This window comes from Marinomonas sp. 15G6-16 (assembly GCF_055809555.1).
Map to the genome: position 1 here is coordinate 2515361 of NZ_CM147916.1, position 13043 is coordinate 2528403.

Sequence of the window (13043 nt, forward strand, 5' to 3'; positions counted from 1 at the left end):
TTGCATGCGCGCACGTATTGAAACAGAAGCATTTGGAGACCCAACTCACCAGGCTATTTTTATTGTGTCTGGATGGGCTATGCCGAAAGAAGTTATGCATGCTTTTGCGCAGCGTTTAAGTCAGCGTTTTTATGTTGTATTAGCCAATTTACCTGGTATTTCACTGGATGAGCAATGGATAAGCCGCTCTCGCATTGGCCCCAATTATGATATCGATGCATTAACAGAGCAGCTGATTGAAGTGGCGCCGAAAAGATCCTGGTGGATTGGTTGGTCTCTTGGTGGCATGGTTTCTACTTATGTGGCGGCTCGCCGCTCTAGTTGTGTACGTGGGTTGATTACTTTGTCGGCGGCGCCTAGTTTTGTGGTCCGAGATAACTACCCAAATGCTATGTCCATAGATGACTTCGATGCTTTTTCATCCTTGGTTGAAAGCTCACCAGAACAAGGTCTTAAACGTTTTGTCGTTTTACAAACAAAGGAAGCGGAAGGTGAACGTGCTCTTATTAAGCGATTACACTCTTTTTTACCGATAAAAACGCTTAGTCGTGCCGCGTTAATCGGAGGCCTTAGGTTACTAAAATCTCTGGATGTTCGTCGTGAACTGTCGATTTTAGATTTGCCTAACTTGCATATATTCGGCGGTAAGGATGCTTTGGTTTCTGTGCAGAACCTAGAGCAGCAAATTGATGCAAATCCTCTGCAGCAATCTGTTGTGTTACCTAACTGTGCACATCAGCCCTTTCTTGAAGACGAAGAAACCTGTGTGCGTCATATAGAAAACTTTATAGATGCTAACCAATTATGATGTTTCTCCGCTTAGCTACAAACGGCAATTAGCTAAGCGTTTTGATCGTGCTTCTTTGTTTTACGATACTTATGCCGACTTTCAAAAAATTGTCTTAAAAAAATTGCTGTCGCAACTGCCTGTTGAGTCCGCAGATAGCGTTTTGGATCTGGGGGCAGGAACTGGGCAAGCCTTAGAGCAATTAACCAACCGACTAACGCCTACTTCGTGTGTTGCTTTAGATTTGTCTCAGCAAATGTTGGGAGTGGCTAATGCGCGATCTTCCCATGTGCCGAATATCCATTATGTTTGTGCGGATGCCGAGGCTTTGCCTTTCTCTCCAAACACTTTCGATTGTGTTTTCTCAAGTTTGGCTATTCAGTGGTGTTTGAAGCCAAGAGGTTTATTTAATGAACTTTATCGTGTGACTCGACCAGGTGGTTTTGTGGTTTTTTCGACCTTATTAGAAGGTTCTATGCCTGAGATTGATCGAGCATGGCAGAGCTTGGATGAGCGAAAGCGTGTTCATGAATATATGTCTGAAACGTCCTTACTTGGTTGTCTTGAGTCTGGTGGTTTTGAACGAATATCTTCCGAAGAGTCTTGTATCTCTATGTCATTCGAGACGGCAGAGAGTGCGATTCACTCTTTGAAAAAAGTGGGTGCGAGCCTGATTTCGTCAAATGCTCATGCGTCACTTTCTCCGGCCAAATGGAAAGCGTTTTTACATCAATACGAAGCGCAAAGAGAGGAAGCCGGTATTCCGTTAAGTTATCAGGTGGCGTTTGTTGTTGCCCGTAAACCTATAAATTGTCAGGAGTAATTTGTGAGAAAACGTTTTTTTGTAACCGGCACAGATACAGATGCAGGCAAAACCTTTGTAACTGCGGGATTGTTGGCGGCCGCTAAGCGAGCAGGTGTGAGATCTCTGGGGCTTAAGCCTATTGCAGCAGGAGCCCAAGAAATAGACGGTGCTTTGCGTAATGAAGATGGCTTGTTGATTCAGCAAGCGAGCAGTGTGGCGTTACCGTATGAGCAGGTGAATCCAGTCGTTTTTGCACAACCAATCGCGCCTCATATTGCAGCGATGCAGGAAAATAGATTGATAACGGCTTCTCGTTTAGAGGGCTTTATTAAAGGTGCTTTGTTAACACCCCATGAATTTGCTTTGGTGGAAGGTGCTGGTGGATGGCGCGTTCCATTAAATGACAGAGAGTTATTGTCTGACGTGGCAAAGCTGCTTGGTTTTCCTGTGATTCTTGTTGTTAATATGAAGTTAGGTTGTTTGAATCATGCCATTTTGACGGCAGAATCTATTGCAAGGGATGGATTGCCGCTCGCTGGTTGGGTTGCAAATACAGGGCCCGAAAAAATGCCATATTATGATGAGAATTTAGAAACCCTCAAGGCGATGCTTTCGGCTCCGTTATTAGGGACTTTATCTTGGTGTCAGGACGAGAAAGTCTCGCAAAATCAGTTCGATAAATTATTTTTGGCGTTATAATAATTCTCAATAAAACTTGAAAGTTAGAGATGTAAACGCATTATAGTTATAACGTAGATGGGAATGATTGATTTTGCTTAACGCTGGGGTGATGTTGTGAATGCTTGGTTGTGTGGTTTAGATGAAAATGAATACGCGAGTGTTTCAAGCATCTTAACCTTTATAGGTGTTGAACACAGCACATCTTTGACTGCCTTTCAGTTGCCGGATTTTGTTGTTTTAGGTGAGGCGGTTCAGTCTTTTGAGTTGGATGAAATGCTGCCAATTATCTCTCTAAGCCATTCTATGGAAGTGTTTGGTGATTACAACGTCTGGCTTGCGCCTTTGCCTTGGCGTTCTCAGACGCTTTCTTCCATCCTTAAAAGCATTAAGCAACTGCATACTTTTCCTCAAGCCTCTGGCGTAAACTTGAACTTACATGTACGTCATTTGGAAGCCTTGCTGATTCGTCAGGCTTTGGCTTCTACTCAAGGTGTGGTTTCCAAGGCGGCTCAAAACCTGCAAATACAGAGAACTACGCTAATCGAAAAAATGCGTCGATATAATATTGATAAGTCGGAGTTTTAGTGACTAAAGATGAGGAAATAGCGGAATTAAAAGCCGCTTTCAAAGCATTTACTGAATCTTCGGATATTTTGGCGAAATCTTATTTAGACCTTCAGCAAGAAGTCACTCGACTGTCTTCTCAGTTAGAGAGTGCAGAGCAAGCAAAGCGAGAAGAGCAAGATAAAAACCGGGTTTTAGTTTTGCAGTTCCAGCAATTGTTTGAGTCCATGCCTGTTGGGGTTTTGCTGCTGAATGAAGAAGGCGTGGTTGTAATGGCGAATCCCGTTGCAGAGCGCTTATTCGAACTGTCTTTGGTTGGAAAATCTTGGGCGTCGATTGTTCCTTTAAGTTTTCGGCCTCAAGAAGATGACGGACATGATGTTAGTATGGTGACAGGGCGACGAGTGAAAGTAGAGACGGCTTCACTGGGGAATGTGCCGGGTCAGTTGGTGATTCTGGTTGATTTAACAGAAGCTTATTTGTTGCAGAAGAAACTTAATCATCATGAGCGTTTGTCTAATATGGGGAAAATGGTTGCGGCACTTGCTCACCAAATTAGAACACCTCTCTCTTCAGCCACTTTGTACGCGGGGCATTTGCAAAAGCCAGAACTTGCTCCTGTGATGCGTCAAACCTTCGCTAATAAATTGGTGGATCGGTTATCCAATATAGAAAAGCAAATTCGTGATATGCTGATTTTTTCTCGTAGTGAGATTAAATTAGATGAAACGGTAAGTGCTAATCTCTTTATTTCAGAGTTAACGGATCATTGCCAAGAAATCACAGAGCAGAAAAATATGCTGTTCGAGGTCAGTGGTGAAGAATTCCCCGATACAGATTATATTCAATGTAATAAAGAGACCTTGTTGGGTGCTTTGTTGAATTTGCTAAATAATGCCATTGATGCTCAGTCAGAAGGCTCGACGGTTAAGTTGGGGTGGTGTAGTCAAAACGGCAACATAACGCTGATGTTTAAAGATCGCGGTGTGGGGATGTCGAAAGAACATTTGGAATACGTACAAGAAGGCTTTGTCACAACAAAGCAGCATGGAACTGGATTAGGCCTTATGGTGGTGAAAGCCATAGCAAGGGCTCATCATGGAAAATTTGAAATAGACAGTATAGAGGGGGCTGGCACAACAGCCAGTCTGACACTTCCTCTTGTAAGGGTATAGCATGTCTGATGTTCGTTTATTAATAGTAGAAGATGATAAAGGGTTGGCTGAGGCGCTAGAAGATACGCTTATGCTGGCCAGTTACCAATGTAAAATGGTTTATAGCGCCGAAGAAGCTGTGCTTGCTCTGAAACATAATCCGTTTGATATGGTTGTATCAGATGTGAATTTACCAGGTATGGATGGTTATGGGCTGCTTCATCATGTGGTCGATACTTATCCTGAGTTGCCTATTATGCTTATGACCGCCTATGGCGATATTGCACATGCAGTAGAAGCGATGCGAGATGGTGCGGTCGATTATTTATTGAAGCCATTTAAAGAAGAAGAATTGCTGAGTGCGATTGCTAAATATACGATTAAATCGTCCTCTTCTTCTAATAGTCAACCAATCGCAAAAGACCCTTCAAGTGTGGCGTTGCTTGAACTTGCAAAGCGCGTTGCTGTTACAGATTCAACTGTATTGGTTTGTGGTGAAAGTGGTACTGGTAAAGAGGTGTTGGCGCATTTTATTCATCAAGAGTCGAATCGATCTAATGCACCTTTTGTGGCGATTAACTGTGCTGCGATACCTGAAAATATGCTGGAAGCAATCTTATTTGGTTATGAAAAAGGCGCTTATACCGGAGCGGTTTCTTCGCAAGCGGGTAAATTTGAGCAAGCCAATGGCGGTACTTTGCTGCTAGATGAAATTACTGAAATGGATGTTGGTTTACAGGCTAAGTTGTTACGGGTTTTGCAAGAGCAGGAAGTGGAGCGTTTAGGCGGGAAAAAAGCGATTCCTCTTGATGTTCGTATTATTGCTACCACAAACCGAGACTTGGCAGATTACGTGCGTGAAGGCGGTTTTAGGGAAGATCTATATTATCGTTTGAATGTTTTTCCTCTTCGTTGGTCGCCAATTCGTGAGCGTAAGGGTGATATACTACCCATTGCGCAGCATTTGTTGGCTAAACATGCAGCTAAGATGCGTATTGCGTCAGCGGTTTTTAAACCATCGGCACAGAGCAAATTAGAGTCACACCCTTGGCCTGGTAATGTGCGAGAGCTTGATAATGTCATCCAGCGTGCACTTATATTGAGCCCAAATGCTCAAATTAGTGAGGAACACATCGCTTTTGATATGATGAGTTTGTCGCCTTCTAGTCCAGAAGTTGAGGAGGAAAAAGACAGCGTTGCTTCTATTCTGGGTAAGGGTGTACAACAGCACGAATTCCGTATTATTGCTCAAGCTTTAATTGATGCAAACGGTAAGCGTAAGGTGGTTGCAGATAAGTTGGGTATTAGTCCTCGCACCTTGCGCTATAAAATTGCAAAAATGCGCGAAAGTGGCATAGATGTGGATTGATTTTTGTATCTTGTTTCAATTAACTTTATGCTAAGCTTAACTAATAATAAAAGTTGAACGAATCTGTGTTAAATTGTGTGAATGTAGTTTTTTAGGTGAGTAGCATGGTTACTGGTCGACCAGACATTAATCAAGTGTTGTCCCAAATGCGGGAAATGCAATCGCAAGTTCGTGCGCCGAACTCTCCTGCCTCTAATATTGCAAATGTAGGTGAGGTTGAAGGGACTCAGGCAGTAGAACGTGCTGATTTTGCTGAGATGCTAAAAAACGCAGTGAACAATGTGAACACATTGCAAAAAGATGCAACTCAGTTAGCTCAATCGTATGAACGTGGTGACGAAGGGGTTGATTTGCCTCAAGTCATGATTGGCCTGCAAAAATCAAGTGTGTCATTTGAAGCTATGACACAGGTGCGTAATAAACTTGTCGATGCGTACGAAAAAATCATGAATATGCCGATATAGGCATTTATAAACCGCTTGGCGCTTTTTAATGGATAATGTCCCTGCAGAACAATCAGAACAAAAACTCTATTTAGAGTTGGTTACAGGCTTTAATAAGCTGACAGTGATTCGTCAGCTTGCATTAATGGTCGGATTAGCGGCCTCTATAGCAATTGGTTTATCTGCAGTTCTTTGGAGTAATGGTCCAGAATACAAGCCAGTCTTAAGTAGTATTACTGATTACAATGCAGATCAAATCGTTGAACTTCTTAGTACAAATAATATTCCTTTCAAGTTAGATGAAAACACGGGAGCTTTACTCGTTGAATCTGACTTCTATCATCAAGCTCGTCTTAAATTAGCTGGTTCAGGTATTGTTTCCGACAACATTGTTGGCATGGAAATTATGGATCAAGAGCAAGGTTTAGGGACTTCCCAGTTCGTTGAAACCACTCGGTATCGACGAGGTTTAGAAGGGGAACTAAGCCGTACAATTACCAGCCTTCAAAGTATCAAAAGCGCTCGTGTGCATTTGGCTATTCCTAAAGAATCTGTGTTTGTTCGAGATACTCGTAAGCCTTCTGCTTCCGTATTTTTAGAACTTTACCCTGGAAGACGTTTAGATCGAAGCCAAGTTGAGGCCATTGTTAATCTTGTTGCTTCTAGTATTTCGCAATTGAGTGATAAAGATGTCACGGTTGTGGATCAGCGCGGTACTTTACTAACAGAGAAAGACGTTGATTCGGAATTGTCTGTTGCCGGTAAGCAGTTTGAATACACTCGTAGAGTGGAAGATGTTCTTTTGCAACGTGTTAATAACATACTTGGCCCTGTTATCGGTCAAGGGCGTTTCAAGGCTGAAGTGTCTGCTGATGTGGACTTTACTGCCATCGAGAAGACAGATGAGCAATATAACCCTGATTTGTTGGCTTTGCGCAGTGAGCAAACATTAAGAGAAAATCGTAATGGAGCGAATACCAGCGGTATTCCTGGTGCTTTAACGAATCAGCCGCCTGGTGCTGTGTCTATTCCAGAAGCTGTAGATGAAAATGGCGCACCTATTGGTGGCAGTAATCCCGCCAATGGACAATCTCGTGAAGAAACAACACGTAACTTTGAGTTAGACAGAAGTATCAGTTACACCAAGCGTCAACAAGGAACGGTTAGACGATTATCGGTTGCAGTTGTCGTCGATGATTTGGTGAGTCTAGACTCAGAAACATCCGCTTTAATTCGTACTCCTTGGAGTGATGATGAGCTGGGACGTTTAACTTTATTGGTCCGAGATGCCGTTGGCTATGATCCATCTCGTGGCGACAGTGTTAGTGTCATTAACTCGCCTTTCGCTGTACCTGATCCAGTTGAGCCAGTTGCTGAAGTGCCTTTCTATCAACAAACTTGGTTCTTGAATCTATTGCAACCGACATTGGTTGGGATATTCGTTTTAATACTTTTATTGGTTGTTGTTCGACCAATTCTGAAAGCGCTGAACGAACAGAACAAAATTGCTGTGGCAGACGATACGGAAGCGGCTATTTTTTCTGATGAAACCGATGAAATTTCTGATGATCAAGTATCCTTGGTGAGTGCGGAAGACATATTAGTACCGGGCTCTCCTGAGAAAATTGAACGACAGCTAAACGCAATTCGTGGTTTGATAGCAGAAGAACCAGAGCGTGTAGCACAAGTTGTTAAACAATGGGTTATGGAATAATAAATGAGTAGTACAGGCCAAGGCGAATTAAGTTCAGTTGAAAAAGCGGCAGTGCTTCTGATGTCGTTAGGTGAATCTGACGCTGCGCAAATTTTGAAACATATGGGGCCAAAAGAAGTTCAAAAAATTGGTCAGACTATGGCGCAATTGGCCAATGTACAGCGTCATCAGGTAGAAAAAGTATTAGATGATTTTCTAGTCTTGGTAGGCGATCAGACCGGTTTAGGGTTAGGTGCTGATGGCTACATTCGAAATATGTTAAGAGAAGCCCTTGGTGAAGAAAAAGCCGGCAGCTTGATTGATCGGATTCTGTTGGGTGGGAACACGACAGGTCTGGACACACTGAAATGGATGGAATCTCGCGCTGTTGCAGATGTAATTCGTTACGAACACCCTCAGATCCAAGCCATTGTTATTTCCTATTTAGACCCAGACCAAGCCGCAGACATTCTTGCAAACTTTGATGAGCGGGTGCGTTTAGATATTGTCTTGCGTGTCGCTGCGTTAGAAACAGTTCAGCCGGCAGCATTGAAAGAGTTGAACGATATTCTTGAACGTCAATTTTCCGGTAATCAATCGACTCAATCTACAACCATTGGCGGTATCCGCACAGCAGCCAATATTATGAACTTTATCGATAGTACGGTTGAGTCTGAATTGATGGAGTCTATCCGAGATGTAGATGAAGACTTAGCCAATACCATTCAAGATTTGATGTTTGTATTTGATAACTTATTAGAAGTTGATGATCGTGGTATTCAGGTTATTCTTCGTGAAGTGGAGTCGGAAACATTGATTTTGGCATTGAAAGGGGCAGACCCAGATATGCAAGAGAAAATCTTCAAAAATATGTCTTCCCGTGCTGCTGATATGTTGAAAGATGACTTGGAATCCAAGGGTCCTGTTCGTGTCAGTGAAGTTGAAGTCGCTCAAAAAGAAATATTGGCTGTGGCCAGACGCCTTGCAGATAACGGAGAGATTGCTCTCGGTGGCGGTGGCGAGAAGATGGTCTAGTTAGCTTATGTCGGATCAAGATAACGATAAACCTGAGCGTAAACTAACTGCTTATGAGCGATGGGAACTGCCTCACCTAGATCAAAATGCTCCAGTGAATTCTGGGCCTGCGATTCTAGTACAAAAAGACGCTGTCGTTATGACAGAAGAAGTTGATCAAGACTCCCTCGTGTATGAACCTTTAACGGCCTCCCAATTAGAAGAAATCCGCTCAGCTGCCTATGAAGAAGGTTTTATTCAAGGTGAAGAGGAAGGCCATCAAAAAGGCTATGACGATGGTTTCTCAAAGGGCGAAGTGAATGGCTTTGAAAAAGGTCATGAAGAAGGTTTGGCTGTTGGTATTGAGGAAGGAAGAGAGAAGGCTAAGCTTGATGCGCAAGCTCAATTCGCTTCTGCTGAGACTCTTTTGGCAGAACTTATTAAAGAAATCACTCGACCATTAGAAGATAGCCGCAGCGCGGTTGAAGCCTTGTTATATCAATCTATGGTAAGAATGATAGAAAACGTATGTCTTTCAAAGTTAAACCAAGATGGTCATCAGACACTAAAAGAACAGTTATCGCGTGTATTTGATGAAATTGGAGAGTACGAAGGGCGCATCCGTATTCTTTTGCATCCAGATGATGTTTCTGTTCTCGACTCTTTAGGTGTTAAAGAGCGACTGACTTGTCAAATAGACACAGATGACACCTTAATCAGTGGTGGCTTCGTTGTTGACTCTAAATCTTTTCATATTGATGGCCGAGTGGAGCAGCGTTTAGAATCTGTGTTTGATGAACTTCGCCAACTTTCCCTATCTGAAAATAATTAATTGTGTCTACTTTAGCTGAGCGTTTAAGCAAACTAAATAGCGTTTCAATAGATCCTATGTTGCCTCAACGAGAAGGCAAAGTGACTCGTATGGTCGGGCTTACTATGGAGGCTGTTGGTTGCGTTGTTGCGCTTGGCGATCGCTGCTCCGTTCAAGTTGGTAGGAATCGTTGGGTTGAGTCGGAAGTTGTTGGTTTTACAGGTGATTTAACCTATCTCATGCCAACCGAAGCGATTGAAGGTATTTCTCCAGGAGCCCGAGTCCGTCCGTTACTGGAAGATAGCAAAATGCCAGTTGGGGATGAGCTGTTAGGGCGCGTTGTGAATGGCTTAGGTAAACCTCTGGACGGAAAAGGGCCAATAAAAACCTCCGATGCAGTCAGCTTGCATGGCGATGTTATTAACCCGCTTCAACGCAAACCTATTCATGAACCTTTGGATGTTGGTATTAAGGCCATTAACAGTTTGCTGACAGTTGGTAAAGGTCAGCGTTTGGGGCTTTTTGCCGGTAGTGGTGTTGGTAAAAGTATGCTTCTGGGCATGATGACACGCTTTACCGAAGCGGATGTTACGGTTGTGGGCCTAATTGGCGAGCGTGGTCGAGAAGTAAAAGAGTTTATTGATCAGATTTTAGGCGAAGAAGGTTTGGCGCGCTCTGTTGTTGTTGCTTCACCAGCCGATGACTCTGCATTGATGCGTTTGCGTGCCGCAATGTTGGCGACGCGTATTGCTGAATACTACCGAGATCAAGGTAAAAATGTTCTTTTGCTTATGGATTCTCTGACTCGTTATGCACAGGCGCAGCGTGAAATAGCTCTGTCTGTGGGAGAACCTCCAGCCACGAAAGGTTATCCACCTTCCGTGTTTTCAAAATTGCCTCAACTTGTTGAGCGAGCGGGTAATGGGCGTGATGGAAGTGGTTCTGTAACTGCCTTTTATACTGTCTTAACAGAAGGTGACGATCAACAAGATCCTATTGCCGATGCTTCTCGAGCCATTCTTGATGGCCACATTGTTCTTTCTCGTCGTTTAGCGGAAGAAGGTCATTATCCAGCGATTGATATAGAGGCATCTATTTCCCGTGCTATGCCTCAAATAGTCAGTGAAGATCACTTGTACGGCGCAATGAGAGTTAAGCAGCTCTATTCTAAATTCCAGCAAAATCAAGATTTAATCTCGGTTGGCGCGTATGCGAAAGGAAGTGACCCCGATTTAGATCAGGCCATCATCCAGATGCCTGAAATACGTAGTTTCCTCCAGCAAACTTTGACTGAGAGTTTTACTATAGATCAGAGTTTAGAGGCGTTAGTTACCGCTATGACGAAAGAGCAGTAGACGACAGCGCTTAAAGCGGTCTACTATTTAGTCAATCATTTGATGGATTATGAGCATGAAAAAGTCGCATCGTATGCAAATTTTGGTGGATCTTGCAAAACGCAAAGAAGATGCTGCGGCTCAACAATTGGCTCGTGATAAGGCAAAAGTTGAGCAAGACGTTAGAAAGCTAAACGAACTAAAAGAATACGCAGGTCAATATGAGTCAGAGCGAAACTTACTCGGCTTGGGAGCTTATTTAACGACTAATTATCAGCACTTTGTTGACCGTGTTCAACAGGCTATTTTACAGCAAGAAGCGGCTATTGGTCGTGCTGAGCAACAAGCTGATATGAGCATGCGTGGTTGGTTGCAAGCAAGAACCAAGACAAAAAGCATGGACTGGTTGAAAGAGAAAAACCACAAAGCTGAGTTAATGGTCGAGGCGAAGCAAGAACAGCGTCAAAGTGATGAGTTTGCGATGCGCCGTTTCTTAGATCGCTCTTAGTTATTTTTAATACGAAACACGCCATGTCTGGGTAACGGCTTTATGGATAGGTACTCGTTTATTACTGATGTGGAAGCTGCACTTCATGAATATGCTTGTGTACCTCAGGTTGGTTTAGAACACTTTCAAACTTTACTAATTTCTTTTCAAACAGAAGCTCAGCTAGATGCTTTTGACGATGTTTTTCAATCTCGATTCACCTCTTTGATCGCCGCTGTAGACGATCTTTTGTTGTCTGGTTCTCCTTATTCTTCTGACTATCATGTTGCCTTCTTATCGGCTGCTGATGCTCTATTTCAGGTGTTTATTGGGCATCAATTTGGTCCAGACAGAGTTCTGCAGCTTTCTCCTCTTTTATCTCTTGATCGCCCAGTTTGGGCTTTTTTATGTTCTTTGAATAGTGAAGGGAAAACAGAGCCTACCTATTCTGATTATAGTGCTGCTCTAAGTTCAGAAATGTCTAAATCTTTAGTCGGCGAGTATTTAGCGTCTCTTGCGTCGGTCGGACAAGTATCTTTTGGTGTGAGTTCTTCGAATGGGGGATTATTGAAGGGGCGTTTTGCTTTAACCAGTGCTCAGTCTCTTTCTTGGCTTAAGTCTCGATTCCCTGATTTTCAATGGGAGCTTGTGTCAAAAAGCTATGATGAGAATACTTTACGAGACCTTTGTGAAGAGAGTTTTCTACCGATTTTCCAGCATCCTACGATGCCAAGCGATGAGCGTCGACGTTTTTTGAATGTCTATGAAAAGCAATTGACGCAGTTGTTCTATCGAGCATTTGGCTCGTTGTTCACATCGAAAATAATGAACATAAAACAAGCCAGCCGTATGGTTCCGATTGTTAGTAGTATGGGGGCTCGACTATGCGAAGATGTGGGAAAAGGTGATGTTGTTTTGCCTATACGGCACGGTGGTGTTTTTTATACCGCTGTTGATCGTTGTGATGGGGCATTTAGTTTGTCTTGTTTGGGGCGTGATTATTTACCTTCCTTTTTGTATGAAATCGAAACAGTTAAAGGGCGATTTGTCTTTGATCAAGTAGAAACCACAGGCCTTTTTTCAGTAGCTATAGATAAGTTAAAAAGAGTGGGGGACACTGCGTATTTTGAGTTTGACGAAGGTGTGAAATCTCAATTCCAATTTAACTTATTCGGTTATGATTCTATCGAAGTGTTTTTTGCTTCATCATCACATCAAGAGATTGATGTGTTGGTTGTTGATCAGGCAGGACAATATTTTGCTTTGCCTTACTATAAGGTTCGGGAAGTTGAAGGTGTTTGCTCTTTGTTTAACGATCAAAAATCTTGGGCTAAAAATGTTTGGTTAGATCGAGATGGCTTGCCGTACATAGAGCCTTGGTTGATAGATATAAGGCGGTTTTCTTATTCTTCTTCATTGGTTACCAATAGTCTGTTTAAGCCTGAACCCAAAGATGGTTATTATGTAGGATATGTTTTTACTAAGTATTATGTGATTGAGGCGGGCCTGGTATCGGCTTTAAGTTCTTACCGAGCGCCTTTTTCCTATTTAGACTTTGAGAGTGAGTCTTCGACTTCTTTTGTTGCTCAAGGTTGGCGATGCCTAGAAAAAGTCGTGACAGCCAATTTGGTTGGCGATTTTTCGCTTGATAGAACAGAGAGATATGCATTTTCTGCTATTCTTGATTGGATGGATGAGACGGCTGTTTTACCTCTAGAGTCTTGTCAATGGAGTGAGGCGTTACCAGATGTGAATGATTTAAATAAAATGTTTTCAGGCGGCCAAAAGAATTTTATTGCTTCAACACAGGATGATGTTGTCATTATTGATAAGACAAACTTTTTATCCTTTATTGGTGGATTATGGCCATCTTCATTACCTTTGAAAAGTGACTGTTAATT

Annotated in this window: 13 protein-coding genes; all 13 read left to right on the forward strand. The window is 42.7% G+C overall.

Annotation, left to right across the window (positions count from 1 at the left end; all coding sequences use genetic code 11):
* The first annotated feature begins 4 nt into the window (after positions 1-4).
* The 13 genes from AC0L46_RS12030 to AC0L46_RS12090 all read left to right on the forward strand — a co-directional run bounded on the left by AC0L46_RS12030 (position 5) and on the right by AC0L46_RS12090 (position 13041).
* Positions 5-808 (forward strand): alpha/beta fold hydrolase, encoded by an 804-nt coding sequence (locus tag AC0L46_RS12030; RefSeq protein WP_473503885.1) that lies wholly within the window; start codon positions 5-7, stop codon positions 806-808.
* On the forward strand, positions 792-1610 hold the full coding sequence (gene bioC, locus AC0L46_RS12035) for a malonyl-ACP O-methyltransferase BioC (RefSeq protein WP_473503887.1): 819 nt from the start codon (positions 792-794) through the stop codon (positions 1608-1610). The genes AC0L46_RS12030 and bioC overlap by 17 nt, the downstream gene beginning before the upstream one ends.
* Before the next feature lie 3 nt (positions 1611-1613).
* Positions 1614-2291 (forward strand): dethiobiotin synthase, encoded by a 678-nt coding sequence (bioD, locus tag AC0L46_RS12040; protein ID WP_473503889.1) that lies wholly within the window; start codon positions 1614-1616, stop codon positions 2289-2291.
* A gap of 96 nt (positions 2292-2387) precedes the next feature.
* Complete coding sequence (locus AC0L46_RS12045) at positions 2388-2858, forward strand: helix-turn-helix domain-containing protein (protein ID WP_317003023.1); 471 nt, start codon at positions 2388-2390, stop codon at positions 2856-2858.
* Entirely contained in the window at positions 2858-4012 is a 1155-nt protein-coding gene (locus AC0L46_RS12050) for a sensor histidine kinase (RefSeq protein WP_473503891.1), read from the forward strand. The genes AC0L46_RS12045 and AC0L46_RS12050 overlap by 1 nt, the downstream gene beginning before the upstream one ends.
* A gap of 1 nt (position 4013) precedes the next feature.
* Positions 4014-5360, forward strand: a complete 1347-nt coding sequence (locus AC0L46_RS12055) for a sigma-54-dependent transcriptional regulator (protein WP_473503893.1) — start codon at positions 4014-4016, stop codon at positions 5358-5360.
* Between the two features lie 104 nt (positions 5361-5464).
* Positions 5465-5824, forward strand: coding sequence for a flagellar hook-basal body complex protein FliE (gene fliE / locus AC0L46_RS12060; protein WP_473503895.1), 360 nt, complete (start codon positions 5465-5467; stop codon positions 5822-5824).
* 28 nt (positions 5825-5852) lie between these two features.
* The gene (gene fliF, locus AC0L46_RS12065) at positions 5853-7517 is read left to right on the forward strand and encodes a flagellar basal-body MS-ring/collar protein FliF (RefSeq protein WP_414680490.1); all 1665 of its coding nucleotides are present in this window, start codon (positions 5853-5855) and stop codon (positions 7515-7517) included.
* A gap of 3 nt (positions 7518-7520) precedes the next feature.
* Positions 7521-8531 (forward strand): flagellar motor switch protein FliG, encoded by a 1011-nt coding sequence (gene fliG, locus AC0L46_RS12070; RefSeq protein WP_414680489.1) that lies wholly within the window; start codon positions 7521-7523, stop codon positions 8529-8531.
* Between the two features lie 7 nt (positions 8532-8538).
* Positions 8539-9342: a FliH/SctL family protein gene (locus AC0L46_RS12075; RefSeq protein ID WP_473503898.1), complete on the forward strand. Its 804-nt coding sequence runs from the start codon at positions 8539-8541 to the stop codon at positions 9340-9342.
* A 2-nt stretch (positions 9343-9344) separates the two neighbouring features.
* Positions 9345-10676: a flagellar protein export ATPase FliI gene (gene fliI, locus AC0L46_RS12080; protein ID WP_473503900.1), complete on the forward strand. Its 1332-nt coding sequence runs from the start codon at positions 9345-9347 to the stop codon at positions 10674-10676.
* A 55-nt stretch (positions 10677-10731) separates the two neighbouring features.
* Entirely contained in the window at positions 10732-11163 is a 432-nt protein-coding gene (fliJ, locus tag AC0L46_RS12085) for a flagellar export protein FliJ (protein ID WP_317003028.1), read from the forward strand.
* Between the two features lie 42 nt (positions 11164-11205).
* Positions 11206-13041, forward strand: coding sequence for a hypothetical protein (locus tag AC0L46_RS12090; RefSeq protein WP_473503902.1), 1836 nt, complete (start codon positions 11206-11208; stop codon positions 13039-13041).
* Positions 13042-13043 lie beyond the last annotated feature (2 nt).

What these genes read in the sequence shown, in the direction of transcription:
- fliE (WP_473503895.1), top strand. Translation starts at nt 5,465, where the DNA reads ATGGTTACTGGTCGACCAGACATTAATCAAGTGTTGTCCCAAATGCGG.
- AC0L46_RS12030 (WP_473503885.1), top strand. Translation starts at nt 5, where the DNA reads ATGCGCGCACGTATTGAAACAGAAGCATTTGGAGACCCAACTCACCAG.
- AC0L46_RS12055 (WP_473503893.1), top strand. Translation starts at nt 4,014, where the DNA reads ATGTCTGATGTTCGTTTATTAATAGTAGAAGATGATAAAGGGTTGGCT.
- AC0L46_RS12075 (WP_473503898.1), top strand. Translation starts at nt 8,539, where the DNA reads ATGTCGGATCAAGATAACGATAAACCTGAGCGTAAACTAACTGCTTAT.
- fliG (WP_414680489.1), top strand. Translation starts at nt 7,521, where the DNA reads ATGAGTAGTACAGGCCAAGGCGAATTAAGTTCAGTTGAAAAAGCGGCA.
- fliJ (WP_317003028.1), top strand. Translation starts at nt 10,732, where the DNA reads ATGAAAAAGTCGCATCGTATGCAAATTTTGGTGGATCTTGCAAAACGC.
- bioC (WP_473503887.1), top strand. Translation starts at nt 792, where the DNA reads ATGCTAACCAATTATGATGTTTCTCCGCTTAGCTACAAACGGCAATTA.
- fliF (WP_414680490.1), top strand. Translation starts at nt 5,853, where the DNA reads ATGGATAATGTCCCTGCAGAACAATCAGAACAAAAACTCTATTTAGAG.
- AC0L46_RS12090 (WP_473503902.1), top strand. Translation starts at nt 11,206, where the DNA reads ATGGATAGGTACTCGTTTATTACTGATGTGGAAGCTGCACTTCATGAA.